At 72.3% G+C, this 22678-nt stretch carries 21 protein-coding genes; 13 read left to right on the top strand and 8 right to left on the bottom strand.

The features are described from left to right. Positions 1 to 8: 8 nt before the first annotated feature. The 4 genes from ACFVQG_RS12920 to ACFVQG_RS12905 all read left to right on the top strand — a co-directional run bounded on the left by ACFVQG_RS12920 (position 9) and on the right by ACFVQG_RS12905 (position 2731). Complete coding sequence (locus tag ACFVQG_RS12920; protein ID WP_383381704.1) at positions 9 to 812, top strand: sugar phosphate isomerase/epimerase family protein; 804 nt, start codon at positions 9 to 11, stop codon at positions 810 to 812. An 89-nt stretch (positions 813 to 901) separates the two neighbouring features. Next, the gene (locus ACFVQG_RS12915; RefSeq protein ID WP_383380547.1) at positions 902 to 1783 is read left to right on the top strand and encodes a sigma-70 family RNA polymerase sigma factor; all 882 of its coding nucleotides are present in this window, start codon (positions 902 to 904) and stop codon (positions 1781 to 1783) included. Between the two features lie 72 nt (positions 1784 to 1855). Continuing rightward, the gene (locus tag ACFVQG_RS12910; protein WP_383380544.1) at positions 1856 to 2326 is read left to right on the top strand and encodes a carboxymuconolactone decarboxylase family protein; all 471 of its coding nucleotides are present in this window, start codon (positions 1856 to 1858) and stop codon (positions 2324 to 2326) included. Positions 2327 to 2344: 18 nt separating this feature from the next. Further along, entirely contained in the window at positions 2345 to 2731 is a 387-nt protein-coding gene (locus tag ACFVQG_RS12905) for a DoxX family protein (RefSeq protein ID WP_383380540.1), read from the top strand. 16 nt (positions 2732 to 2747) lie between these two features. Here the strand turns inward: ACFVQG_RS12905 and ACFVQG_RS12900 are convergent, their stop codons facing one another. Next, positions 2748 to 3146, bottom strand: a complete 399-nt coding sequence (locus tag ACFVQG_RS12900) for an ATP-binding protein (RefSeq protein ID WP_383380537.1) — start codon at positions 3144 to 3146, stop codon at positions 2748 to 2750. 82 nt (positions 3147 to 3228) lie between these two features. Here ACFVQG_RS12900 and ACFVQG_RS12895 point away from each other — a divergent pair, with 82 nt between their 5' ends. Continuing rightward, positions 3229 to 4080, top strand: coding sequence for a Scr1 family TA system antitoxin-like transcriptional regulator (locus tag ACFVQG_RS12895; protein ID WP_383380534.1), 852 nt, complete (start codon positions 3229 to 3231; stop codon positions 4078 to 4080). Then, complete coding sequence (locus ACFVQG_RS12890) at positions 4077 to 4262, top strand: DUF397 domain-containing protein (protein WP_383380531.1); 186 nt, start codon at positions 4077 to 4079, stop codon at positions 4260 to 4262. Before ACFVQG_RS12895 ends, ACFVQG_RS12890 begins: the two co-directional genes overlap by 4 nt. Here ACFVQG_RS12890 and ACFVQG_RS12885 read toward each other — a convergent pair. After that, positions 4243 to 5007: a hypothetical protein gene (locus ACFVQG_RS12885; protein ID WP_383380528.1), complete on the bottom strand. Its 765-nt coding sequence runs from the start codon at positions 5005 to 5007 to the stop codon at positions 4243 to 4245. The genes ACFVQG_RS12890 and ACFVQG_RS12885 overlap by 20 nt on opposite strands. Before the next feature lie 104 nt (positions 5008 to 5111). Between ACFVQG_RS12885 and ACFVQG_RS12880 the strand changes: the two genes are divergently transcribed. The 3 genes from ACFVQG_RS12880 (at position 5112) to ACFVQG_RS12870 (ending at position 8773) form a co-directional block, all read left to right on the top strand. Further along, the gene (locus ACFVQG_RS12880) at positions 5112 to 6035 is read left to right on the top strand and encodes a LysR family transcriptional regulator (protein WP_383380525.1); all 924 of its coding nucleotides are present in this window, start codon (positions 5112 to 5114) and stop codon (positions 6033 to 6035) included. A gap of 194 nt (positions 6036 to 6229) precedes the next feature. Further along, on the top strand, positions 6230 to 8080 hold the full coding sequence (locus ACFVQG_RS12875) for a glycoside hydrolase family 3 protein (protein ID WP_383380522.1): 1851 nt from the start codon (positions 6230 to 6232) through the stop codon (positions 8078 to 8080). A gap of 93 nt (positions 8081 to 8173) precedes the next feature. After that, entirely contained in the window at positions 8174 to 8773 is a 600-nt protein-coding gene (locus ACFVQG_RS12870; protein WP_383380519.1) for a hypothetical protein, read from the top strand. On the opposite strand, the gene ACFVQG_RS12865 is transcribed toward ACFVQG_RS12870, so the two are convergent. From ACFVQG_RS12865 to ACFVQG_RS12850, 4 genes are all read right to left on the bottom strand, one after another. Further along, the gene (locus ACFVQG_RS12865; protein WP_383380516.1) at positions 8774 to 10192 is read right to left on the bottom strand and encodes a S28 family serine protease; all 1419 of its coding nucleotides are present in this window, start codon (positions 10190 to 10192) and stop codon (positions 8774 to 8776) included. Positions 10193 to 10258: 66 nt separating this feature from the next. Then, a complete protein-coding gene (locus ACFVQG_RS12860) occupies positions 10259 to 10645 on the bottom strand; it encodes a hypothetical protein (RefSeq protein ID WP_383380513.1) in 387 nt (128 codons plus the stop codon). A 69-nt stretch (positions 10646 to 10714) separates the two neighbouring features. Continuing rightward, entirely contained in the window at positions 10715 to 14443 is a 3729-nt protein-coding gene (locus ACFVQG_RS12855) for an ABC transporter ATP-binding protein (RefSeq protein ID WP_383380510.1), read from the bottom strand. Positions 14444 to 14553: 110 nt separating this feature from the next. Next, the gene (locus ACFVQG_RS12850; protein ID WP_383380507.1) at positions 14554 to 15579 is read right to left on the bottom strand and encodes an esterase-like activity of phytase family protein; all 1026 of its coding nucleotides are present in this window, start codon (positions 15577 to 15579) and stop codon (positions 14554 to 14556) included. Between the two features lie 173 nt (positions 15580 to 15752). Between ACFVQG_RS12850 and ACFVQG_RS12845 the strand changes: the two genes are divergently transcribed. Then, on the top strand, positions 15753 to 16562 hold the full coding sequence (locus ACFVQG_RS12845; protein ID WP_383380505.1) for an endonuclease I family protein: 810 nt from the start codon (positions 15753 to 15755) through the stop codon (positions 16560 to 16562). 208 nt (positions 16563 to 16770) lie between these two features. Next, positions 16771 to 17136: a peptidase inhibitor family I36 protein gene (locus tag ACFVQG_RS12840; protein ID WP_383380502.1), complete on the top strand. Its 366-nt coding sequence runs from the start codon at positions 16771 to 16773 to the stop codon at positions 17134 to 17136. Positions 17137 to 17149: 13 nt separating this feature from the next. Here the strand turns inward: ACFVQG_RS12840 and ACFVQG_RS12835 are convergent, their stop codons facing one another. Next, the gene (locus ACFVQG_RS12835) at positions 17150 to 18835 is read right to left on the bottom strand and encodes a thiamine pyrophosphate-binding protein (protein ID WP_383380499.1); all 1686 of its coding nucleotides are present in this window, start codon (positions 18833 to 18835) and stop codon (positions 17150 to 17152) included. Then, the gene (gene speB, locus ACFVQG_RS12830; protein ID WP_383380496.1) at positions 18832 to 19800 is read right to left on the bottom strand and encodes an agmatinase; all 969 of its coding nucleotides are present in this window, start codon (positions 19798 to 19800) and stop codon (positions 18832 to 18834) included. The genes ACFVQG_RS12835 and speB overlap by 4 nt, the downstream gene beginning before the upstream one ends. A 138-nt stretch (positions 19801 to 19938) precedes the next feature. On the opposite strand from speB, the gene ACFVQG_RS12825 reads away from it, so the two are divergent. Together ACFVQG_RS12825 and ACFVQG_RS12820 are read left to right on the top strand one after the other, a co-directional pair. Then, positions 19939 to 21393, top strand: a complete 1455-nt coding sequence (locus tag ACFVQG_RS12825) for a helix-turn-helix domain-containing protein (protein WP_383380493.1) — start codon at positions 19939 to 19941, stop codon at positions 21391 to 21393. 113 nt (positions 21394 to 21506) lie between these two features. Beyond that, on the top strand, positions 21507 to 22664 hold the full coding sequence (locus ACFVQG_RS12820; RefSeq protein ID WP_383380490.1) for an acyl-CoA dehydrogenase family protein: 1158 nt from the start codon (positions 21507 to 21509) through the stop codon (positions 22662 to 22664). Positions 22665 to 22678 lie beyond the last annotated feature (14 nt).

Raw genomic sequence — 22678 nt, 5'->3', positions numbered from 1 at the left:
CGATGAACATGAAGCTGGCGTTCTCCACTCTCGGCGTCCCCGGTCTCCCCCTCCCCGACGTGACGCGGCTCGCCACCGAGCACGGCTACCACGGCGTCGAACTGCGCACCCACCCCGAGGAGCCGGTCCACACCGGCCTCTCCCCCGCCGAACGGACGGAGGTGGCGGCCCACTTCAAGGCCACCGGGGTCGAGATCCTCGGCCTCGCCGGGTACGCGCGCGTGGCCGCGCCGGGCGACGACGAGCCCGTACTCGCCGAACTGCGCGCCCTGCTCGACCTCGCCCGCGATCTGGGCGCCCCGTACATCCGGGTCTTCCCCGGCGCCGATGTGCACGGCCAGTCCCCGGAGGAGGCCGACGCGACCGCCGCCCGCCGCCTGGGCACGGCCGCCGAGCACGCCACCGACGCGGGCGTGCGCATCCTCCTGGAGACCCACGACTCCCACCGCACGGCCGCCGACACCATCCGCGTCCTCGGCCTGGTCGGCCACCGCCAGGTCGGCGCCCTCTGGGACGTCATGCACACCTGGCTCGGCGGCGAACAGCCCTCCGAGACCTACGCCGCCCTCTCCCCCCACCTCGGCTACGTCCAGGTCAAGGACATCCTCTCCGCCGACGACACCACCCCGCTGCCGCTGGGCGCCGGTGTCCTCCCCCTCGCCGAGTGCGTCGAGATCCTCTCCCGGCACGGGTGGGACGGGTGGCTGTGCTGGGAGTACGAGAAGCGGTGGTACGCGGACGCGGCGCCGCTCGCCGGTCTGCTGGCCGGAGGGCGGGACCATCTGGGGCGGCTGTTGAACGACTCGGCGTGAGGGCGGGCTTCCGGGCACGCCGAACGGTTACCTCGTCGCCTTCGGCCTCGTCATGACCATGACGCGGTTCGCGCAGGGAAGGTAACGACATGACCGGATCAGGCCCGCATGAAGCACTGGCGGCGGCCTTCGAGCAGCAGCGCGAGCGCCTGGTGGCGGTCGCCCACCGGATGCTCGGGTCGCGGGTGGACGCCGAGGACGCGGTGCAGGAGGCCTGGATCCGGCTGGCGCGACAGGACGCGGCCACGATCGACAACCTGGCGGGCTGGCTGACCACCGTGGTCGGCCGGGTCTGCATCGACGTGCTGCGCTCCCGCAGGGCCCGGGCCGAGCTGCCGTACGAGGACCGGCTGCCCGAGCTGGTGGTGACCGTGGACGGCGGCTCGGCACCCGAGGACGACGCGATACTCGCCGAAACGGTCGGGCTGGCCCTGCTGGTGGTGCTCGACAACCTCACGCCCAGCGAGCGGCTGGCGTTCGTCCTGCACGACATGTTCGCGGTGCCCTTCGCCGAGATCGGCGAGATCGTCGGCCGGTCCACCGACGCGACCAAGATGCTCGCCAGCCGGGCCCGCCGGAAGGTGCGGGGCACCTCACTGTCGGAGGAGGAGCCGCGGCGGCAGCGCGCGGTGGTCGACACCTTCCTCGCCGCGGCGCGGGACGGGGACTTCGAGGGGCTCGTACGGCTGCTCGATCCGAGGGTGACCTGGCGCACGTACCACTCGCAGGGCGTGAAGACCACGGTCGGGGCGGCCGAGGTGGCCGGTTCGGTCCTGCGCGGCATGCGGTCGATGACCTCGATGCTCCCGGTCCTGGTCAACGGCGAACCCGGGTTCGTGGCCTGGGGCGCGAAGGGCAAGCTGCTCGGCGTGGCGGCGTGCACCGTGGCCGACGGCCGGATCGTCGAGCTGCTGACCGTGAGCGACCGCAAGCGCCTCGCCACCATGGGGCTGCCCGCGCGGCCCGAGTAGCGGTGGCTGTTACGTGACGGCGGGGCGCTTCGTCGTAGGGGTGCAAGCATCCGACAGACGAAGGAGAGCGAGATGGAAACCCGTATCAACCCCATGGCCAACGAGGTCGGGGCGAAGTGGGCCAGGTACATCATCTCGTCGGACAAGGTCGTCACCGACTCCACGCTGCCGAAGGCGGTGCAGGAGCTGGTGAAGATCCGCGCCAGCCAGATCAACGGCTGCGGCGGCTGCCTGGACATGCACACCAAGGACGCCGCAGCCGCCGGTGAGAGCATGGTGCGGATCAACCTGGTCGGGGCGTGGCGGGAGACGACCGTCTACACCGACGCGGAGCGGGCGGCGCTGGAACTCACCGAGCAGGGCACCCGCCTCGCCGACTCCGGCGGCGTCACCGATGAGGCGTGGGCGAACGCGGCGAAGCACTTCGACGAGGATCAGCTGATGGCCCTGGTGGCCGAGATCTGTCTGATCAACGCCTTCAACCGGCTGAACGTGATCACCCGGACGCCGGGCGGCGACTACCAGCCCGGACAGTTCGGCTGACGCGGAGACCCCGACCCCGTGAACACCGCACTGTGGATCATCACCGGCCTGCTGACCGCCGTCTACCTGCTCTCCGGCCTCGGGAAGCTGTTCGTCCCACGGGAGAGGATGGCCACGATGATGGCCGCCGCACGCTGGGTCCTCGACTTCAGGCCCGGCACCCTCAAGGCCATCGGAGCACTGGAGATCCTCGGTGCCGTGGGCCTGGTCCTGCCCGCCCTGCTCGACATCGCGCCGGTACTGGTCCCGCTGGCGGCCAGCGGCCTGACCCTGGTCATGACCGGCGCCGTGACCATGCGGATCCGGCGGGGCGAGACCAGGGCCGCGCTGCTGGACGGCGGCTATCTCGCCCTGGCCGCCTTCGTGGTGGTGGGGCGCTTCGCCCTGGAGCCCTTCACCGGCTGACCAGCCCGTCGCCCGCTCACCGCACGACCCTCACCCACACCGTCTTCCCGCACTCCCGCTCCCTGACCTCCCACGTGTCCGAGAGCGACTCGACGAGGAGCAGGCCCCGGCCCGAAGTCGCCTCCGGGTCGTAGGGCTTCGGGGTCGGGTGCCGGGGGCACGGGTCGAAGACCTCGATCTCGATCGTCTTGCCGCCGTCGCAGGTCAGGCCCACGTCGAAGGTACGGCCGGGGCGGCGGGCGTGGGTGACCGCGTTCGCCGCCAGCTCCGTGACGATCAGGGCGACCGTCTCCGCGGTGTCCTTCGGGACCGCCCAGGAATCCAGCACGACACGGACGCCGTGTCGGGCCTCGGCGACGTTTTCGACGACCGGCATGAAGCGGCGGTACCAGGTGCGGTGACTTTCTGTGTTCACGCCTCCACTGTCAGTCCTGGTTGCTAGCGTCACTAGTGACCTAGCGTCAACGTTCCTGGTTGGCGACGGAGTTGGGCCGCGTGTGGAATCGGCGTTGAGCTGTGTTGAGGGGGTGACTGCAATGGGGCAGTCCGGGAAGAAGTCGTCGTCACCGGCCGCGCAGTACTTCGGCGAGGTGCTGCGGATGCTGCGCACGGCCGCGGGGCTGTCACAGAACGAACTGGGCGAGCGGATGGCCTACTCGGGTGCGGCGGTGAGTGCGGTGGAGACCTGCGCCAAGCCCGCGACGGACGAGTTCATCCAGGCGGCGGAGAAAGCCCTGGAAGCCGGGGGGATCATCTCGGCCGCGGCCAAGTACCTACGGCTGGAGCGGTATCCGGCTCATTTCCAGGGGTTCGTGCAGTTGGAGCAGGAGGCGATCAGCGTCTCCTCGTACTGCACGCAGTTCGTGCACGGTCTGCTGCAGACGGAGGACTACGCCCGTGCGCTGCTGGGGTGCGCCTTCCCGCCACTGGAAGACGTGGAGTTGCTCGTCTCCGCGCGCATGGAACGCAAGGCGTTGCTGGACCGGAAGCCGACCTGCGTCATCAACGTGATTCTCGAAGAGGCCGCGCTACGACGTCGCGTCGGGGGTTCCGAGGTTCTGCGAGGGCAGTGCAAGTACCTGGTCGCCTGCGCGGTACGGCCGAACGTGGTGCTCCAGGTCATGCCGAAGGATCTGTGGGCACATGCGGGTTTGCAGGGTCCCTTGACCGTTCTGGAGACGGCGGAGCAGACAACGCTGGCCTACATGGAGGGCAATGGCCACAGCACCCTCGTCTCCAGTCCGGATGACGCCGGTGTCCTGGCGCGCCGCTATGCGATGATCAGAAGTCAGGCCCTCCCTCCGGAGGAATCCGTCGCCCTGATCGAGCGGTTGGCAGGTGAGCTATGACCGAGCTGACGTGGTCCAAGAGCAGCTACAGCGACTCCAGCGGAGGCGAATGCGTCGAGGTGGCCCTCACCTCCGCCATCCACATACGCGACTCCAAGACCCCCACCCACCCCCACCTCACCGTCTCCCCCACCGCCTGGGCCGACTTCCTCGCGGGCGGGCTCAGTCAAGCGCGGCCATGAGCTTCATGACCTGCTGGACGACCACCGGCTGAGGCACCTCCGCCTCCTTGCCCGTGCCGATCGCGGAGCTGAAGCGGACGAGGACGGATCCCTGGCGGACGACGGTGTACGACGTCGGGTTGGCGCGGCCGGTCAGGTGGAAGGACACAGCCTCGTCGCCGATGTCGACCGGCGTGAGTTTCCGCACCTCGGTGAAGGTGAGTGCGCCTCCGGAGTAGCCCTTGGCGCAGGCCGCCACCGCGTCCCGCAGGTCCGACATGATCTGCTCGGCGTCCGGCTGGCCGAAGGCGGCCAGGGTGATGGTCGTCCCCGTGCCCAGGTAGTCACCGCTGGTGGCCAGGGCGAGGCGGCGGACCGTGGTCGAGGGTTCGGGGGCGTAGGCGTCCAGGCGGAAGTTCTCCACCGGCTGGCAGGTGGCGGGGCTGGCCTTGGTGGGTGGGGTGTCGCGGTTGCCGCCCGGGGACTCGGTGATCTGGAACTCGGCGAGGTCTCCGGGCTTCAGGACGACCTCCTCGAGGTTCGTGTCCGGCTGCGCGCCCGCCGCAGGCGAGGAGGGCGGCGCTTCCTCCACCTCGCTCGTGGGCTGCTCGGTGGGGGTGCTGTCCGTGGGTGGCTTGGTCGTGGCCGTGGTCGTCGCGGCGGCGTCGTCCCCGCCCTCGCTCCCGCCCCCGCACGCGCCGAGCAGCAGCACAGCCATCGCCGTCGCCATGCTCGCCCCCAGCCGGGTGCCTCTCCGTCGTTCCATGACTCCCCCACTCGTCACCGGTTCTCCGCCCTTCGGCGGCAGCCGAGTATGCCGTGGAGAAGACCACGTAACATCCGTGAAAATACGCACCGAGGGGAGTTGTCGTGCTTGATCTGCAACGGCTGCGCGCCCTGCACGCCGTCTCCGTGCACGGCACCGTCGGCGCCGCCGCCAGCGCCCTCGGGTACACCTCCTCCGCCGTGTCCCAGCAGATCGCCAAGTTGGAGCGGGAGACCCGGACCGTGCTCCTGGAGCGAGAGGGGCGGGGGGTGCGGCTCACCGCCGAGGCTCATCAACTCGTGTCCGTCGCGGCGGAGTTGCTCGGGCTCGTGGAGCGGGCCGAGGTCGAGCTGGAGGAGCGGCGGGGCAAGCCGTCGGGACGGCTCAGCATCGCCGCGTTCTCGTCCGCCGCCCGCGGGCTGCTGCCCGGCGTGCTGGCGGATCTCGCCGTACGGCATCCCGCGCTGGACGCCCGGCTCAGTGAGATCGACCCGCATCTGTCCGTCGACATGGTCGCCAAGGGCGCCGTCGATCTGGCCGTGGCGCATGACTGGGACATCGCCCCGCTGACGCTGCCGTCGGGGGTGGAGCAGGCGGTGATCGGGGAGGACCTGTGCACGCTGCTGGTGCCGGAGGGGCACCGGTTCGCCGGGCGGCCGTCGGTGCGGCGGGAGGACCTGGGCGGGGAGCGGTGGGTGTGCCAGCCGCCGGGGCGGGTGTGCCATGAGTGGCTGTTGCGGACGTTGCGGACGGCGGGGCACGAGCCCGAGGTCGTGCATCAGGCCGATGAGAATCCCACCCTTGTCGCTCTCGTCGCGGCCGGGCTCGGGATCTGTGTGATTCCTCGGCTGGGGCGGGGGCCGTTGCCCGCGGGGGTGGTGGAGGTGCCGCTCGATCCCGCGCCGGTACGGCGGCTGTACGCGCTGTGGCGCACGGGGCTCGGGCGGCGTCCCGCGCTCGCCGAGACGGTGCGTACGCTCCAGGCCCACTGGCCGCCGCCCCAGAGCATCCACCATCCGGCTCGCTGAGCCGACGCCGGGGAACCCGCCGCCACCCCCGCCCGTCCCACCCGCGGGCCGTCACCGGCGCGTCCCCCTCCCATGCGCCGGTGACGGTCCCCGCCCTCCTTCGGCCGCTCACTCCCTTGACTGGCAGAAACTTCCCGGATATTGGTGACACCTCGGAAGTTTCCTTCAGCGGCTCCCCTCCGGAAGGAGCGCACGTGCAAGACACCGGCACGGCCAGCACCGCATCGGGCCCCTCCAGACACCCCGTCACCGCCGCCCCCTCCCGACGTACCGTCCTCGCCGCCACGGCGGGCGTCACCGCCGCCCTCAGCATGGGAGCACCCGCGTACGCCGCCCCCGACGACGACCGCCTGCGCGCCCTCATCTCGCGGATGACGCTGGAGGAGAAGGTCGGACAGCTGTTCGTCTCCCGGGTCTACGGCCACTCCGCCACCGAACCCGACCAGGCCGACATCGACGCCAACCTCCAGCAGTTCGGCGTGCGGACGGCCGCCGAGCTGATCGCCAAGTACCGGCTCGGCGGCGTCATCTACTTCGCCTGGGCGCACAACACCCGCGACCCGCACCAGATCGCCGCCCTCTCCAACGGCATCCAGCGGGCGTCCCTCGAACTCCCGCGCGGGCTGCCCGTGCTGGTCTCCACCGACCAGGAGCACGGCATCGTCGCCCGCGTCGGCAAGCCCGCCACGCTCTTCCCGGGCGCGATGGCCATCGGCGCCGGAGGGTCCGTCCCCGACGCCCGGACCCTGGGCCGGATCGCGGGACGCGAACTGCGCGCCATGGGCATCCGGCAGGACTACTCCCCCGTGGCCGACGTGAACGTCAACCCGGCCAACCCGGTCATCGGCGTGCGGTCCTTCGGCGCCGACCCGCAGGCGGTGTCCGCGCTGGTCGCCGCCGAGGTGACCGGGTACCAGAAGTCGGGCGTCGCCGCGACCGCCAAGCACTTCCCCGGGCACGGGGACACCGAGGTCGACAGCCACTACGGCTTCCCGACCATCACGCACACCCGTGAGCAGTGGGAGACCCTGGACGAGCCGCCGTTCCGCGCGGCGGTCGAGGCCGGGATCGACTCGATCATGACCGCGCACATCCTGGTCCCGGCCCTCGACGACTCCGGCGACCCGGCCACCCTCTCCCGCCCCATCCTCACCGGCATCCTGCGCGAACGCCTCGGCTACGACGGCGTGGTGGTCACCGACGCCCTCGACATGGCGGGCGTCCGCACCAAGTACGGCGACGACCGGGTGCCCGTGCTCGCCCTGAAGGCGGGCGTCGACCTGCTGCTCAACGCCCCCGAGCTGGACCTCGCCTGGAACGCCGTCCGGCAGGCCGTCCTCGACGGCGAGCTGACCGAGGCGAGGCTCGAGGAGTCCCTCCTGCGCGTGCTGCGGCTCAAGGCGAAGCTGGGGCTGTTCGACGAGCCGTACGTCAGTCCGCGCCGGGTCGAGCACACGGTCGGCGTCCGGGGGCACCTGGAGGCCGCCGACCGTATCGCCGAGCGGACCACCACCCTGCTCGTCAACGACGGCCCCCTGCTGCCCCTCAGCCCGCGCCGCCACCGCAGGCTCCTGGTGGCCGGGCCCGACCTCTCCTCCCCCTCCGGCACCACCGGGCCGCCCACCCGCGTCCTCGCGGGCGCCCTCACCGAACTGGGCTTCACGGCCACCGCCCTGCCGACCGGAACCAGCCCCTCCGCGGCGGTCATCGACCAGGCCGTGGCCGCCGCGCAGGACGCCGACGCGATCGTGGTCGCCACCTACAACGTCACCGCGACCAGCGCCCAGCGCACCCTGGTCGAGCGGCTGCAGGCGACCGGGAGACCAGTGGTGGCGGTGGCCATCCGCAACCCGTACGACGTCGCGCGGTTCCCCTCGGTCAAGGCGTACCTGGCGACGTACTCCTGGACGGACGTCGAACTGCGCGCCGCCGCGCGGGTGATCGCGGGGCGGGTGGCACCGCGCGGGCGGCTGCCGGTGCCGGTGCAGCGGGCGGACGACCCGGCGCGGGTGCTGTACGCCATCGGGCACGGGCTGTCCTACTAGGGCGCTCAAGCGCGCGCACCGCGTGCCGCGCAGTCCTGAGCGCCTCTGGCGTGCGCCCGTGGGAGCGGGCCACGCTGGGCGCGGGGGATGGTCATGCGGGTGTGCGGTGGTGTGGTGGGGCTGGCCGTGGCGGCCGTACTGGTGACGGCGTGTCGCCCGAGTGACGGTCCGCCGGAGACGGGGCCGTCCGCGGTCCCGCAGCCCGGCTACGGCGCCGTCTTCCTCGGCATCGACGAGTGCAGTTCCTTCGGCACCACGAGCTTCACCGAGGTGCCCTGCGCCAGTGAGCGGGCCGCCGCGCGGGTCGTCGCCCGGCACGCGGGCACGGAGGACGACGGGCCGCCCTGCCCCGCGAGAACCGACTTCGTCCTGCACATCAGCGAGCGGCGGCCCGCGTCCGACGAGGACGGCGACGGCAGGGTGCCGGGCGGGTACGCCTGTATGCGCTCCCTCCAGCCGCCGCACCCCGGCGATCCCGGCGCCGGGGGCGGGCCCCGGACCATCGTCGGTGACTGCCTGCACGGCTCGGCCGAGGGGCAGGTCCGGGAGACCGCGTGCGACGGGCGGGGCGGGCGGCGGCCGGAGTACCGGGTGACGGAGGCGGTCGACCACCGGGCGCGGTGCCCGGAGTCGACCGCCCTGTACGTCCATCTCGACGGCGCGCTTCCCGTGGGCTGCGCGCTCGCCCTCTAGTTAGGGCCGCAGGGTGCGCTCAGCGCCCCGCTTGTCCAGCTTCGCGTCGAACTTCGCGAGCGGCTTCGCGGCCGTCGGGTCCGCCTGTACGGCGGCCGGGGCCACGCCCGCCCACTTTAGGATGCGGGCCGTGGCGAGCGCCCGCTCGTCCTCGACCAGCCCGGCGACCCGGGCGCCGTGGTTGGCGCCGGGGGCGGTGAGGACGTAGGAGTCCCGCGCGCCCTTGCCGAGGCGGAAGGGCTCGGCGCCCCACGGGTCGTTCTCGCCGTAGACGAACAGCATCCGGGTGGCGTTGTGCTGGACCCAGCTGTCGATGTCGCGCATCGCGGACGGCTGGAACCGCATCGGGATGTCCCGGGGCACGAAGTAGCGCGGCGGCAGGTAGCCGTAGCGGACGTACTCCTTCTCGATGTGCGGGAAGTGGATCGTCGGCGCGCCGAGCTGGGTGCCCGCCTGGTAGTAGTACGGCGTGTACGGGGACAGGCCCTGGTCGGTGTAGAACGAGAAGCCCGCGATGGTGTCGACGGTCTCCCAGATCTGGTCGTCCGTGGCGTTCTTCGCGTCCGCCGGGATGGTGTCGCAGTCGGACAGCAGGCTGTACTGCCAGAAGCCCCAGACGAAGTCGAGCACCGTGGCCTCGTACGCCTTGTCCAGGCTGCCGACGGTGTCGAACGTGTAGCCGTTCTCGGCGGCGTAGGCGGCGTAGCGCTCCTCCAGCGGCTCGCGGCGCACCAGGGCCTCGCGCTGGACGCCGTTCAGCCGGTCGCGGCACTCCTCGGTGCCGACGGTGGCGAAGAAGCGGTCGTAGGCCGAGTCCTCCTTGTTCACGACGTCGTTCGGGGCGACGTAGGCGACGACCGCGTCCATGTCGCGCGGGTAGAAGCGCTCGTAGTAGGTGGCGGTCATGCCGCCCTTCGAACCGCCCGTCGACAGCCACTTCTTGTCGTAGAGCGGCTTGAGCGCCGTGAAGACGCGGTGCTGGTCGCTGGCGGCCTGCCAGATGTCCAGCTTGGTCCAGTCGGCCGGGTCGGGGCGCGACGGGGTGAAGTAGCGGTACTCCATGGAGACCTGGTTGCCGTCCACGATCTGGGTCGGCTCACGGCGGCTGGGCGTCGTGGAGACGTTGTAGCCGCCGGTGTAGAAGACCGTGGGGCGCGAGACGTCCTTGTGCAGCACGGTGATCCGCTGCTGGAACGTGCCCTTGGCCGGGTGCCGGTGGTCGACCGGCTGGGTGTAGTTCAGGACGAAGAAGCGGTACCCGGGGTACGGCTTCTCCTCGACCAGGCTCATCCCGGGGATGTCCAGGAGCCGGTCCTTGATGTCCGTGGCCTCCGGCTGGGCAGCGGTGGCCGTCCCCGCCGTGCTCAGTGTGCCTATGAACACCGTGAGCGCGAGCAGCCATCTGAGCGCCTTGCGCATGCAGCCTCCCTGTGAATCAGATGTGCGCCGGAAGCTATCGGAGCAACCTCCGGGACACCAGGGGGCTCAGCAGAGGATCCAGCCCGAACTGACCGAACCGCGGCCCACCTTGCCCTTCACCCACACGCACCGCTGACCGGCGTGCACGGTCACCGGGCCCGCGCGGTAGCGGTACTTGCCCTTGTCGACGACCGGCCGGTTGCCGCGCGCCCGCACGCTCACCGACATCGTGCGCCGCGGGCCGGGGTTCTTGGGGAGGGTGACCGCGCAGACGTAACCGCCGCTGCGGTGCACGTGCACGGTGCCGGTGGAGAACGGCAGCGACCTGACCTTGCGGCCCGCGCAGGAGGACGCCGCCTGCGCGTCCGTGGGCGTCATCAGCGTCAGCAGCCCGGACGCGGTCAGCACCGCCGTGCCCAGCACCAGCCATCGGCGTATCGCACCCTTGCCCACCCGCACGACCTCCCTGCCCGCCCTGGACGTACTGGTGTACGGACGCACGGCGTAGGGGGGTTGGTTGCGTCAGCGGGAGGCCGGGGTCAGGTCCTTCTCCTCCGGTACGCCGATGAAGGTGCGCCACAGCTCGGCGTACCGGCCGTCGCGGGCGAGCAGTTCGTCGTGCGTGCCGTCCTCGGCGACCCGCCCGTGGTCCATGACCACGACCCGGTCCGCGCGGGCGGCCGTGGTCAGCCGGTGGGCCACGACGAGCGTGGTACGGCGGCCCGCCAGCCGGTCCGTCGCCTGGTTGACCTGCGCCTCCGTCGCCAGGTCGAGCGCGGCCGTCGCCTCGTCGAGCAACAGCACGTCGGGGTCGACGAGTTCGGCGCGGGCCAGCGCGATCAGCTGGCGCTGCCCGGCGGAGAGGTTGCGGCCACGCTCGGCGACCTCGTGCAGATAGCCGCCCTCCAGCGTGGCGATCATCTCGTGGGCGCCGACCGCGCGGGCCGCCGCCTCCACCTCGGCGTCGGTGGCGTCGGGCCGCCCGTAGGCGATGGCGTCCCGGACGGTGCCGGGGAAGAGGTACGCCTCCTGCGGTACGACGCCCAGGCGGTGCCGGTACGCCGTCAGGTCCAGGTCGCGGATGTCGGCGCCGTCGACGGTGACCCGGCCGCCGGTCGGGTCGTAGAACCGCGCCACCAGCTTCACCAGCGTCGACTTGCCCGCGCCGGTCTCACCGACGAACGCGACGGTCTGCCCGGCGGGGACGCGCAGGTCGATGCCGGTCAGCGCCGCTTCCCCGTCATCGGCGCCCCCGTAGGCGAAGTGGACGTCCTCGAAGGCGATCTCGCCGCGCAGGGCGCGCACGTCGGCGGGCTTGGCGGCGTTCCGGGTGGAGGTCGGCTCGCGCAGGAGTTCCTGGATGCGGCCCAGGGAGACGGACGCCTGCTGGTAGCCGTCGAACACCTGGGAGAGCTGCTGGACGGGCGCGAAGAACAGGTCGATGTAGAGGAGGTACGCCACCAGCGCGCCCGTCGTCAGCGTGCCCGCCTCGATCCGGCCCGCACCCACGATCAGTACGGCGGCAGCGGCGGCCGACGCCAGGAACTGCACGAACGGGAAGTAGATGGAGATCAGCCACTGGCCGTGGACGCGGGCCTGACGGTAGCTGTCGCTGCGCTCGGCGAACGCCCGGCCGCCGTCGCCCTCGCGCCGGAAGGCCTGCACGATCCGCAGCCCGGAGACCATCTCCTGGAGGTCGGCGTTGACGGTGGAGACCCGCTCGCGGGCCAGTTCGTACGCCTTCACGCTCGCCCGGCGGAAGAAGAACGTGGCGATGACCAGCGGGGGCAGGGTGGCGAAGACGACCAGGGCGAGGCCCACGTCGAGGACCAGCAGGGCGACCATGATGCCGAAGAAGGTGACGACCGAGACGAACGCGGTGACCAGGCCGGTCTGCAGGAACGTGGACAGGGCGTCCACGTCGGTGGTCATCCGGGTCATGATCCGGCCGGTCAGCTCACGCTCGTAGTAGTCCAGGCCGAGCCGCTGGAGCTGGGCGAAGATCTTCAGGCGCAGGGCGTACAGGACCCGCTCACCGGTGCGGCCGGTCATCCGGATCTCGCCGGTCTGCGCGGCCCACTGGGCGAGCACGGAGAGCAGCGCGAGCACCGAGGCCGCCCAGACCGCGCCGGTGGCCATCTGGGTGACGCCGCTGTCGATGCCGTGCCGGATCAGGACCGGCAGCAGCAGGCCCATGCCCGCGTCCACCGCGACCAGGCCCAGGCTGACCAGCAGGGGGAGCCCGAAGCCGCGCAGCAGTCGGCGCAGGCCGTAGGAGTCCTCGGGGGTGACCGCGCGGTCCTCGTCGACGTCCGGGACGTCGGTCGCCGGGGGCAGGGCGTCCACCTGGGCGAGGAGTTCGGGGGTGGCGGGGCTGCCCTCCATCGCCGCGTCCCTGGGCTGGCGCTCGCCCGCCCACAGCCTCGGGGTGATGCCGCGCTCGGCGTCGAACTCGGCGTCCAGCTCGTCGCGGACGGACGTGTCCTCCTCCGGGACCTCGGGCACGGTGTGGCCCGGGGAGACGGCGCCCAGTTCGTCGGGGTCGGTGAGCAGGCGGCGGTACAGGGCCGAGCGCCGCTGGAGTTCCTCGTGGGTGCCGACGTCGGCGAGGCGTCCGGCGTCCAGGACGGCGATGCGGTCGGCGAGGTTGAGGGTGGAGCGGCGGTGCGCGATCAGCAGGGTGGTGCGGCCCGCCATGACGTGCTGGAGGGCCTCGTGGATCTCGTGCTCGACGCGGGCGTCCACGGCCGAGGTGGCGTCGTCGAGGACGAGCAGGCGGGGGTCGGTGAGCAGGGCGCGGGCGAGCGCGACGCGCTGGCGCTGGCCGCCGGAGAGGGTGAGGCCGTGCTCGCCCACCTTGGTGTCGTAGCCGTCGGGCAGCTCGGCGATGAAGCGGTCCGCCTGGGCGGCGCGGGCGGCTTGGAGGATCTGCTCCTCGGTGGCGTCCGGGTGGCCGTAGGCGATGTTGGCGCGGACGGTGTCGGAGAAGAGGAAGGAGTCCTCCGGGACCAGTCCGATCGCGGCCCGCAGCGACTCCTGGGTCAGCTCGCGCACGTCGTGGCCGCCGATGCGGACGGCGCCGCCGGTCGCGTCGTAGAAGCGGGGCATCAGCAGCGAGACGGTCGACTTGCCGGAGCCGGAGGAGCCGACGACGGCGAGGGTCTCGCCGGGGGCGATGCGGAAGGAGAGGCCGTCGAGGACGGGCCGGTCGGGGTCGTAGCCGAAGGAGACGTCGTCGAACTCGACGGTCGCGGGGGCGTCGGCGGGCAGGTCCTTGGTGCCGTCGGTCAGCGACGGCCGGATGTCGATCAGCTCCAGGACGCGTTCGGTGCCCGCGCGGGCCTGCTGGGCGACCGTGAGCACCACGGCGAGCATCCGGACCGGGCCGACGAGCTGGGCGAGGTAGGTGGAGAAGGCGACGAACGTGCCGAGGGTGATCTGCCCGCGTACGGCGAGCCAGCCGCCGAGGGCCAGCATGGCGACCTGCCCGAGCGCGGGGACGGCCTGGAGGGCGGGGGTGTAGCGGCTGTTCAGGCGGATGGTCCGCAGTCGGCCCGCGAACAGCTTGCGCCCGACCTCGCGCAGCTTGCCGGTCTCCTGCGCCTCCTGCCCGAACCCCTTCACCACGCGGACGCCGCTGACCGCGCCGTCGACGACGCCCGCGACGGCGGCGGCCTGGGCCTGCGCGTACCAGGTGGAGGGGTGCAGCCGGGTGCGGCTGCGCTTGGCTATCCACCACAGCGCGGGGGCGACGGCCAGGGCGACCAGGGTGAGCGGTACGGACAGCCACGCCATGATCACCAGGGAGATCAGGAACAGCAGGAAGTTCCCGATGGTCATCGGGAGCATGAACAGCAGGCCCTGGATCAGCTGGAGGTCGCTGGTGGCCCGGCCGACGACCTGCCCGGTGGACAGCTCGTCCTGACGGCGGCCGTCGAGCCGGGTGATCGTGCCGTACATCTCCGTGCGCAGGTCGTGCTGGACGTCGAGGGCGAGCCGTCCGCCGTAGTAGCGGCGGATGTAGGTGAAGACGTACACGAGCAGCGCCGCGCCGATCAGGGCGCCCGCCCAGACGCCCATGTCACGGCTCTTGTCCCCGATGACGTCGTCGATGATCACCTTGGTGATCAGCGGTACGACCGCCATGACGGCCATCCCGGCCAGTGAGGACCCCAGGGCGAGGACGACGTCCTTCGGATACCGCCAGGCGTATCCGGCCAGCCGCCGTGCCCATCCCCGTTGCTCGTCCACGCGGTGCCACCCGTTTCCGTCGACTGTGATCGACTGCGATCGACCTGATCTTCCGGAAGGCACCAACGCGGACGGGGGCGGATTTCATCCCGGCAGGCCCCGCCGACGGGTCACAGGCGCACGCGCAGCGAGTAGAAGCGGGTGATCTGCGTGGTGCTCTGGTTGTCGTCGCTGGCCAGCAGCACCTCGAGACGGTTCTTGGTGCGGCCGGTGACCGCCATCGCCTCGATGTTGTCGAGCAGCGGGTTGGGCTGTGGCTGCTTGGCGGTGGCGCCGAGGTCGGGGCAGTCGACGAGGTCCGCGAGCGGTGTCTTGCGGATCAGGCGTACGCCGTCCTGGCCGGTCAGGTTCTCGATGCCGCCGGTGTCCGTGGCGTGCCGGGGGTCGGCGAGGTAGAGGCGGACGGTGTTGCCGACGCCGGAGGTCCAGCCGCGCTCCAGGACGAGCAGACGGCCGTCGGCCAGGGCGGTGACCTCGACGACGCCGAGGCCGGTGTCGGCGCGGTAGCCGTACTGCTCCGCGAGCCGGAAGTGGCCGCCCTTGGCGCGCTGCCAGGTCTGGAAGCGGAGGAGGCCCGCGCTGTCGCCGGAGATCGCGGCCTCCATCGACGCCAGCAGGGTCCGGCCGCCGGGCAGCATGGTCAGCCCCTCGAAGGTGCCGTTGGTGACGGCCCGCCCGGCCGGGGCGACCCGCAGCGCGTCCGGCACGGGGAGGCGGTCGACGATCTCGCCGGTGCGGGAGTGGCGCCGTACGGCGGGCTCGCGCTCGTCGGAGATCAGGTACGTGCCGTCCCGGTCCACGACGATGCCCTCCGAGTCCAGCGCCGCCCCGCCCTCGTCCGCGAGCGGCGTGACCCGGCGCGGCTGGAGCGTCCGGGCGTCCAGCGCGAAGAGGGCGGAGCGGTCGGAGAGGGCGGCGAGCGTGCCGTCGCGGTCGGTGGCGAGCGCGGAGAAGTTGCCGACGTACGTGCCCTCGTACGTCGTCTTGTCGAGGGCGTCGGAGAAGCCCCGGAGGGCGACGGAGCCCGAACAGGCGTGGCTCGCGGGCGCGTTCGCGTGGGCCGCCCCGGCGGCGGACAGGCAGGTGGCGGCCGTCAGGGCGGCGGTGACGGTGGCGAGTGCGGATCTCATACGCATGGGCGCCACCGTAGGCGGGAGCGGTGACGGCGGGGCGGACATGTCGTGAAGTGCCGTCGGCGCGGGGGGATTTCCGACGCACGACGGAAATCCGCCGTTCACCCGTGGGTATGCATGTTCATGCCACGCTACCTCTCGGCCGCTCAGTCAACCCGCGTAGAACGGACACCCCCATGCCCGTGCCCCCCGTACGCCGTCACCGCCTCAGGCCGCTCGCCCTCGCCGTCTCCGCCGTCCTGGTGGCCCTCACGGCCCCGGCGCTCACCGCCACCCCGGCCGCCGCGACCACCACCGCCTACGACTCGACGTACTACAAGGACGCGATCGGCAAGACCGGCGCCAGCCTGAAGAGTTCGCTGAACACGATCATCAGCAAGCAGACGAAGATCTCCTACTCGGCGGTCTGGGAGGCGCTGAAGGTCACCGACCAGGACCCGAGCAACAGCGCCAACGTCCGGCTGCTCTACTCCGGCATCTCCCGCAGCAAGTCCCTCAACGGCGGCAGCACCGGCAACTGGAACCGCGAGCACGTGTGGGCGCAGTCGCACGGCGACTTCGGCACCTCCGCCGGGCCCGGCACCGACCTGCACCACCTGCGCCCCGAGGACGTCCAGGTCAACAGCATCCGCGGCAACAAGGACTTCGACCTCGGCGGCAGCTCGTTCACCAACAGCGGCGGCAGCCTCACCGACGCCAACTCCTTCGAGCCGCGCAGCGCCGTCAAGGGCGACGTGGCCCGCATGATCCTCTACATGGCCGTCCGCTACGAGGGCACCGACGGCTGGCCCGACCTGGAGCCCAACGACGCGGTCAGCAACGGCAGCGTGCCCTACCACGGCCGTCTGTCGGTGCTGAAGCAGTGGAACGTACAGGACCCGCCGGACGCCTTCGAGGAGCGCCGCAACCAGCTCATCTACACCAACTACCAGGGGAACCGGAACCCGTTCATCGACCACCCGGAGTGGGTGGAGGCGATCTGGTAGCGGCGCTTTTGGCGCCGGTGTCCGGGGCCCGTGCGCCCCGCGCACCGGCGCTCCGCGCGCCCGGTGGATCTCCGCGCCGAGCCACCGGTTCGCTCCAACAGGTGGTGTGAACGGCCGTTCACCGCGGGGCGGGCCATGCGCTCGGGACGATGGCTGCGCCCCGGTGACCTCGCCGGGGCCACCGGTCCACACAGCCATGGAGAACACCGTGAAGCTTCGTACCTGGTCCGCCGCCGCAGCGCTCGCCCTCACCGCCCTGGTGCTGCCCGCCCCGGGCGCCGCGGCCCAGCAGCTCGACGCCGCCGCCCCGCCCGCCTGTGCCGACGGCTCGGTGTGTTTCTGGAGCGGGGAGGGCTTCAGCGGCAGCACCTGGGAGTGGACGGCACGCAGCGGCTACCGCGACATGCCGCCCCACCTGCACGACCACGTCGGCTCGTTCGTCGCGAGCACCCGCGCCTGCTTCGTCAACTGGGGTCCCGTGGAGAAGCGGGACGTCTTCAACGGCGACTGGCGCTCGCGCTACCTCGGCGACTTCGGCGGCCGCATCGACGGGGTGGGCCCGGGCGCCTGCTGACGCTCAGGCGTCTTCAGCCGAGATGCGTGGGCGCGAACATCCGCAGCACCGCCGGGAGGACGACCACCGACGGCCCGGGTGACGCCAGCGCCTTCGCGAGGTCCCGTTCCAGGGTCCCGGGGGTGGTACGGACCCCGGGGACCCCGAACGACTCGGCGAGGGCGACGAAGTCCGGCCGGGTCAGCTCCGTCGCCGTGGTCTCGCCGTAGGCGTCGGTCAGGTACTCGCGCAGGATGCCGTAGCCGCCGTCGTCGACGATCAGCCAGGTGACGTCCAGGCCGTACTGCCGGGCCGTCGCCAGCTCGGCGACGGAGTACAGCGCGCCGCCGTCGCCGGACACCGCGAGAACCGGGTGGGTCGGGTCGGCGGCTGCCGCGCCCAGGGCGGCCGGGAAGGCGTAGCCGAGGCCGCCGGAGCCCTGGGCGGAGTGCATGGTGTTGGGGGCCTTGGCGTCGAAAGCGGACCAGGCCCAGTAGGCGAGGATCGTCATGTCCCAGAAGGACGGCGACCGCGCGGGCAGGGCGCGGCGGACGGCCGCCAGTACGTCCTGCTCCAGCGTGAGTTCCTGGGCGGCGACGCGGCCGTGCACCCGCTCCAGCAGCGCCCGCACCCGCTCCGGCGCCGTGGGGTCGGTGCGCTCCTCGACCGTCTCCAGCAGCGCCTGGAGGGCGAGCCGGGCGTCGGCGTGGACACCGAGGGCCGGGTGGTTGGACTCCAGCTTGCCGAGGTCGGCCTCGATCTGGATCACCCGGCCGCGCGGCTTGAACGTGTGGTAGTTCGAGGAGAGTTCGCCGAGCCCCGAGCCGACTACGAGGAGGACGTCGGCGTCCTCCAGGAAGTCCGTGGTGTGCCGGTCCTCCAGCCAGGACTGGAGGGACAGCGGATGCGTCCAGGGGAAGGCGCCCTTGCCGCCGAAGGTGGTGACGACGGGAGCGTCCAGCCGCTCGGCCAGTTGCCGCAGCTTCTTCGCCGCGTCCGCGCGCACCACTCCCCCGCCCGCGATGATCGCCGGTCGCGCGGCCTTGGACAGCAGATCGGCGGCGAGGGCCGTCAGCTCGGGGCGCGGGGGCAGCTCCTCCGGGAAGGCGTCACCGCCGGTCACCACCGGGATCACCGTCTGGGCCGTGAGCACGTCCTGCGGGATCTCCACCCACACCGGCCCGTGCGGAGCGGTCAGCGCCGACTGCCAGGCGGCGGCGATGGCGGACGGTATCTGTGACTGCGTACGGACCGTGTGCACCGACTTCACCACGCCCCGGAACGAGGCCGCCTGGTCCGGGAGTTCATGCAGATAGCCATGGCGTCCGCCGCCCAGCCCGGCCGTCGGCACCTGGCTGCTGACGGCCAGCACGGGCGCGCTCGCCGCCGCCGCTTCCTGGAGCGCGGCCAGCGAGGTCAGCGCGCCCGGCCCGGTCGACAGCAGCAGCGGCGCCGCCTCACCGGTGATCCGGCCGTACGCGTCCGCCGCGAACCCGGCGTTGTTCTCCACGCGCAGGCCGATGTACCGCAGGTCGGAGCGGCGCAGCGCGTCGAACACGCCGAGCGCGTGCTGGCCGGGCAGCCCGAAGACGGTGGTCGCGCCGAGCCCGGCCAGCGTCTCCACGACCAGGTCCCCGCCGGTGCGGCCCGGGGGAGGGTTGAGGGCGGCCTCCGTCTGGGCGGGCGTGGGGCGGAGCACCAGGTCGTGGTCGTGGGTCACTTCGCGCGGGCCTCCGCAATCTGGCGGGACATGATCGTGGTCAGTTCGTACGCCGTGTGGGACGCGGCCACCGACGTGATCTCGGCGTGATCGTACGCGGGCGCCACCTCGACGACGTCCGCCGAGACCAGGTGGCAGGACGCCAGGCCGCGCAGGATCTCCAGCAGCTCGCGGGAGGTCATGCCGCCCGCCTCGGGGGTGCCGGTGCCGGGCGCGTGCGCCGGGTCCAGGCAGTCGATGTCGATGGAGATGTACAGCGGCCGGTCGCCGATGCGCTGGCGGAGCTGGTCGGCCACCTCGTCGGCGCCGCGCCGGTAGACGTCGGCCGACGTGACGATGCCGAAGCCCATCTTCTCGTCGTCGGTGAGGTCCTGCTTGCCGTACAGCGGACCCCGCGTGCCGACGTGCGACAGCGCCGAGGTGTCGAGGATGCCCTCCTCGACCGCGCGCCGGAAGGGGGTGCCGTGCGTGTACTCGGCGCCGAAGTAGGTGTCCCAGGTGTCCAGGTGCGCGTCGAAGTGGAGCAGGGCGACCGGCCCGTGCTTCTTGGCGACGCTCCTGAGCAGGGGCAGCGCGATGGTGTGGTCACCGCCGAGGGTCATCAGCCGGGCGCCGGTACCGAGCAGGTCGTCGGCGGCGGCCTCGATCGTCTCGACCGCCTCGTTGATGTTGAACGGGTTCACCGCGATGTCCCCGCCGTCCGCGACCTGCGCGAGCGCGAAGGGGGAGGCGTCCTGCGCCGGGTTGTACGGCCGCAGCAGCCGGGACGCCTCACGGATCGCGTTGCCGCCGAAGCGGGCGCCGGGACGGTACGAGACGCCCGAGTCGAACGGCACCCCGACGACGGCGACGTCGGCGGTGCCGACCTCGTCCAGGCGGGGCAGCCGGGCGAAGGTCGCGGGACCGGCGTACCGCGGGACGCGGGAGGAGTCGACGGGTCCGCGGGGCGTCTCGTTGCTGGTCATGGGGCTATGCCTTCTTTCGTACGCTTTCTCGCTCATCATCGCGTATGCACGCGGGGCCGACACTAGGACCGCCGCCGGGCGGCCGCGAAGTGTACGTTTCCTTCAGATGCCGGGGCTGGAATGGAGGAAACGCACACCATGGCTGTCCCCGCGGACCTTCCGCCCACTCCCGCGGTGCCGCTGTCGGACCTGCTGGCCCGTGCGGACCTGGCGCTGCGGCAGATCGCCGGGCCCGCCGCGTCCGGCGTCGCGATCCACGGGGCGCACAGCTCGGAGATGGCCGACCCGTACCCGTACCTGCTGGGCGGCGAGCTGCTGCTGACGGCGGGCACGCACGTCCCGGGTGCCCCGGGGAGCGCGTACTTCGAGGGCTACGTCGGCCGGATCGTCGCGGCGGGCGGCGCCGCCCTCGGCTTCGGGCTGGCGCCCGTGCACGACACGGTGCCGGAGGGGCTGGTCGCGGCCTGTGAGGCGCACGGGCTGCCGCTGCTCGAGGTGGAGCCGCGGACCACCTTCGCGGGCGTGGCCCGGGCCGTCTGGCAGCTGATGGCCCGCGCCCGCCACACGGAACTGCGCCGCGTCACCGAGGCCCAGCAGAGCCTCGCCGCGGCGGCGGCCCGGCCCGACCCGGTGCCGTCGGTGCTGCGGCAGCTGGCCCAGCGGGTCGAGGGGTGGGCGGTCCTCTACGACCCGGAGGGCGCGGAGGTCGCGCGGGCGGGGCGGGCGCCGGGGGACGGGGCGCGAACGGCCCTGCGGGAGCTGGCGCGGCAGTTGTCGGCGCGGGCGTCGACGACGGCCACGGGCACCCATGAGCGGGAGTCCCACCTCACGGCGTACGCGCTCGGCACCGGAGGTCAGGGCTACGCCCTCGGGGTCGCCGCCCCGCGCCGCGCCCCCGGTGACCACACCGTCGTCTCGGTGGCCGCCGTGCTGCTCTCGCTCCTCACCGGCGAGCACCTGAGCGGCGCGGCGGCGGCGCGCTCCTCCGCGCTGGTGCGGCTGCTGCTGGGGGCCGCGCCGGAGGAGGTGGCACCGCTGCTGGAGGCGGAGCGGTGGCTGGTGGTGCACGCCGGGCCGCAGGCCAGGACCGCTCCCGACCCGCTGACGGCCGCGGCCCTGGGCACGGCGCTGGGCTCGCCCCTGGTGGACCTGGCGGAGGACGTCGTCCGCGTCCTGGTGCCCGCCGACCGCGCACCGGCCGCGCAGCCCGGCTGGACCCTGGGCGTCAGCGCCCCCGTCGGCCCGCCGGACTGGCCCGCGGCGGACACCCAGGCCGCCCGGGCCCTGGCCCGCGCCCGGGCCACCCGCGCGCCGCTGGTCCGCCACGGCACGCCCCGGCTGGCGGACCTCGTCCCGCCCACCGAGGCCGAGGCGCACGCCCGCGCGCTCCTCGCCCCGCTCACCCCCACCCTCATCGCGACCCTGCGCGCCTGGCTCTCCCTGCACGGCAGTTGGGACCGCACGGCCGTGGCGCTGTCCGTGCACCGCAACACGGTCCGCCAGCGCGTCGCCCGCTGCGCGGCGCTCCTGGAGACGGACCTGGACGACCCGGACGTACGGATGGAACTCTGGTTCGCCCTGAGACGGTCGTGACCCCGGGGCAGCGTGACGAGCCCCACGGTTCCCGCTCTGGACGACGATCCGTACTCGCCGGTACGGTAGGCCTCTGAGCAAGCGCTTAGACATGTACCCGTGGAGGTGGCGGCGTGCGCCGTACGGTGTTCAACGAGGATCACGAGGCGTTCCGGGAGACCTTGCGCGCCTTCATCGAGGCCGAGGTCGTACCCGTGTACGACGAGTGGTTCGCGGCGGGCCAGGCGCCCCGCGACTTCTACTACAAGCTCGGCGAGCTGGGCGTCTTCGGCATCAACGTGCCGGAGGAGTTCGGCGGCGCGGGCCTGGAGACGCACAAGTTCGAGGCGATCCAGTACGAGGAGACGGCCCGCGCGGGCGTCACGTTCGGCGGCTCGGGCGTGCACGTGCTGCTCGCCCTCCCGTACATCAAGATGCTCGCCACCGACGAGCAGAAGAAGCGCTTCCTGCCGAAGTTCGTCTCCGGCGAGGAGATGTGGGCCATCGCGATGACCGAGCCGGGCACCGGCTCCGACCTCGCGGGCATGAAGTCCACCGCCAAGCTCAGCGAGGACGGCACGCACTACGTCCTCAACGGCGCCAAGACCTTCATCACCGGCGGCGTCCACGCGGACAAGGTCATCGTCTGCGCCCGCACCGCCGCGCCGACCGCCGAGGACCGCCGCTACGGCATCTCCCTCTTCGCCGTCGACACCAAGTCCGAGGGCTACTCGGTCGGCCGCAAGCTGGACAAGCTGGGCCTGAAGACCTCCGACACCGCCGAGCTGGCGTTCGTCGACGTGAAGGTGCCGGTGGAGGACCTCCTCGGCGAGGAGAACAAGGGCTTCTACTACCTCGGCGCCAACCTGCCCTCCGAGCGCTGGGGCATCGCCTTCGGCGCGTACGCGCAGGCCAAGGCGGCGGTGCGGTTCGCCAAGCAGTACGTGCAGGAGCGCACCGTCTTCGGCAAGCCGGTCGCCGCGTTCCAGAACACCAAGTTCGAACTGGCCGCCTGCCAGGCCGAGGTGGACGCCGCCGAGGCGGTCGCCGACCGTGCGCTCGAGGCGCTGGACGCCGGTGAGCTGACGGCCGCCGAGGCCGCGAGCGCCAAGCTGTTCTGCACCGAGGTCGCGCACCGCGTGATCGACCGCTGCCTGCAACTGCACGGCGGCTACGGCTACATGAACGAGTACCCGATCGCCCGCCTGTACGCGGACAACCGCGTCAACCGCATCTACGGCGGCACCAGCGAGGTCATGAAGATGATCATCGCCAAGGACATGGGTCTGTGAGGACGCCGGTCCGC

The sequence above is a fragment of the Streptomyces sp. NPDC057877 genome, assembly GCF_042796855.1.
Lineage (GTDB): Bacteria > Actinomycetota > Actinomycetes > Streptomycetales > Streptomycetaceae > Streptomyces.
This window is presented reverse-complemented; position numbering and strand designations above follow the sequence as displayed.

Excerpts from the sequence above, each read along its gene's own strand:
- ACFVQG_RS12910 (WP_383380544.1), top strand. The coding sequence starts at position 1,856 with ATGGAAACCCGTATCAACCCCATGGCCAACGAGGTCGGGGCGAAGTGG.
- ACFVQG_RS12890 (WP_383380531.1), top strand. The coding sequence starts at position 4,077 with ATGACCGAGCTGACGTGGTCCAAGAGCAGCTACAGCGACTCCAGCGGA.
- ACFVQG_RS12915 (WP_383380547.1), top strand. The coding sequence starts at position 902 with ATGACCGGATCAGGCCCGCATGAAGCACTGGCGGCGGCCTTCGAGCAG.
- ACFVQG_RS12885 (WP_383380528.1), bottom strand. The coding sequence starts at position 5,007 with ATGGAACGACGGAGAGGCACCCGGCTGGGGGCGAGCATGGCGACGGCG.
- ACFVQG_RS12920 (WP_383381704.1), top strand. The coding sequence starts at position 9 with ATGAAGCTGGCGTTCTCCACTCTCGGCGTCCCCGGTCTCCCCCTCCCC.
- ACFVQG_RS12850 (WP_383380507.1), bottom strand. The coding sequence starts at position 15,579 with ATGCGTATGAGATCCGCACTCGCCACCGTCACCGCCGCCCTGACGGCC.
- speB (WP_383380496.1), bottom strand. The coding sequence starts at position 19,800 with ATGACCAGCAACGAGACGCCCCGCGGACCCGTCGACTCCTCCCGCGTC.
- ACFVQG_RS12845 (WP_383380505.1), top strand. The coding sequence starts at position 15,753 with ATGCCCGTGCCCCCCGTACGCCGTCACCGCCTCAGGCCGCTCGCCCTC.
- ACFVQG_RS12825 (WP_383380493.1), top strand. The coding sequence starts at position 19,939 with ATGGCTGTCCCCGCGGACCTTCCGCCCACTCCCGCGGTGCCGCTGTCG.
- ACFVQG_RS12865 (WP_383380516.1), bottom strand. The coding sequence starts at position 10,192 with ATGCGCAAGGCGCTCAGATGGCTGCTCGCGCTCACGGTGTTCATAGGC.
- ACFVQG_RS12870 (WP_383380519.1), top strand. The coding sequence starts at position 8,174 with ATGCGGGTGTGCGGTGGTGTGGTGGGGCTGGCCGTGGCGGCCGTACTG.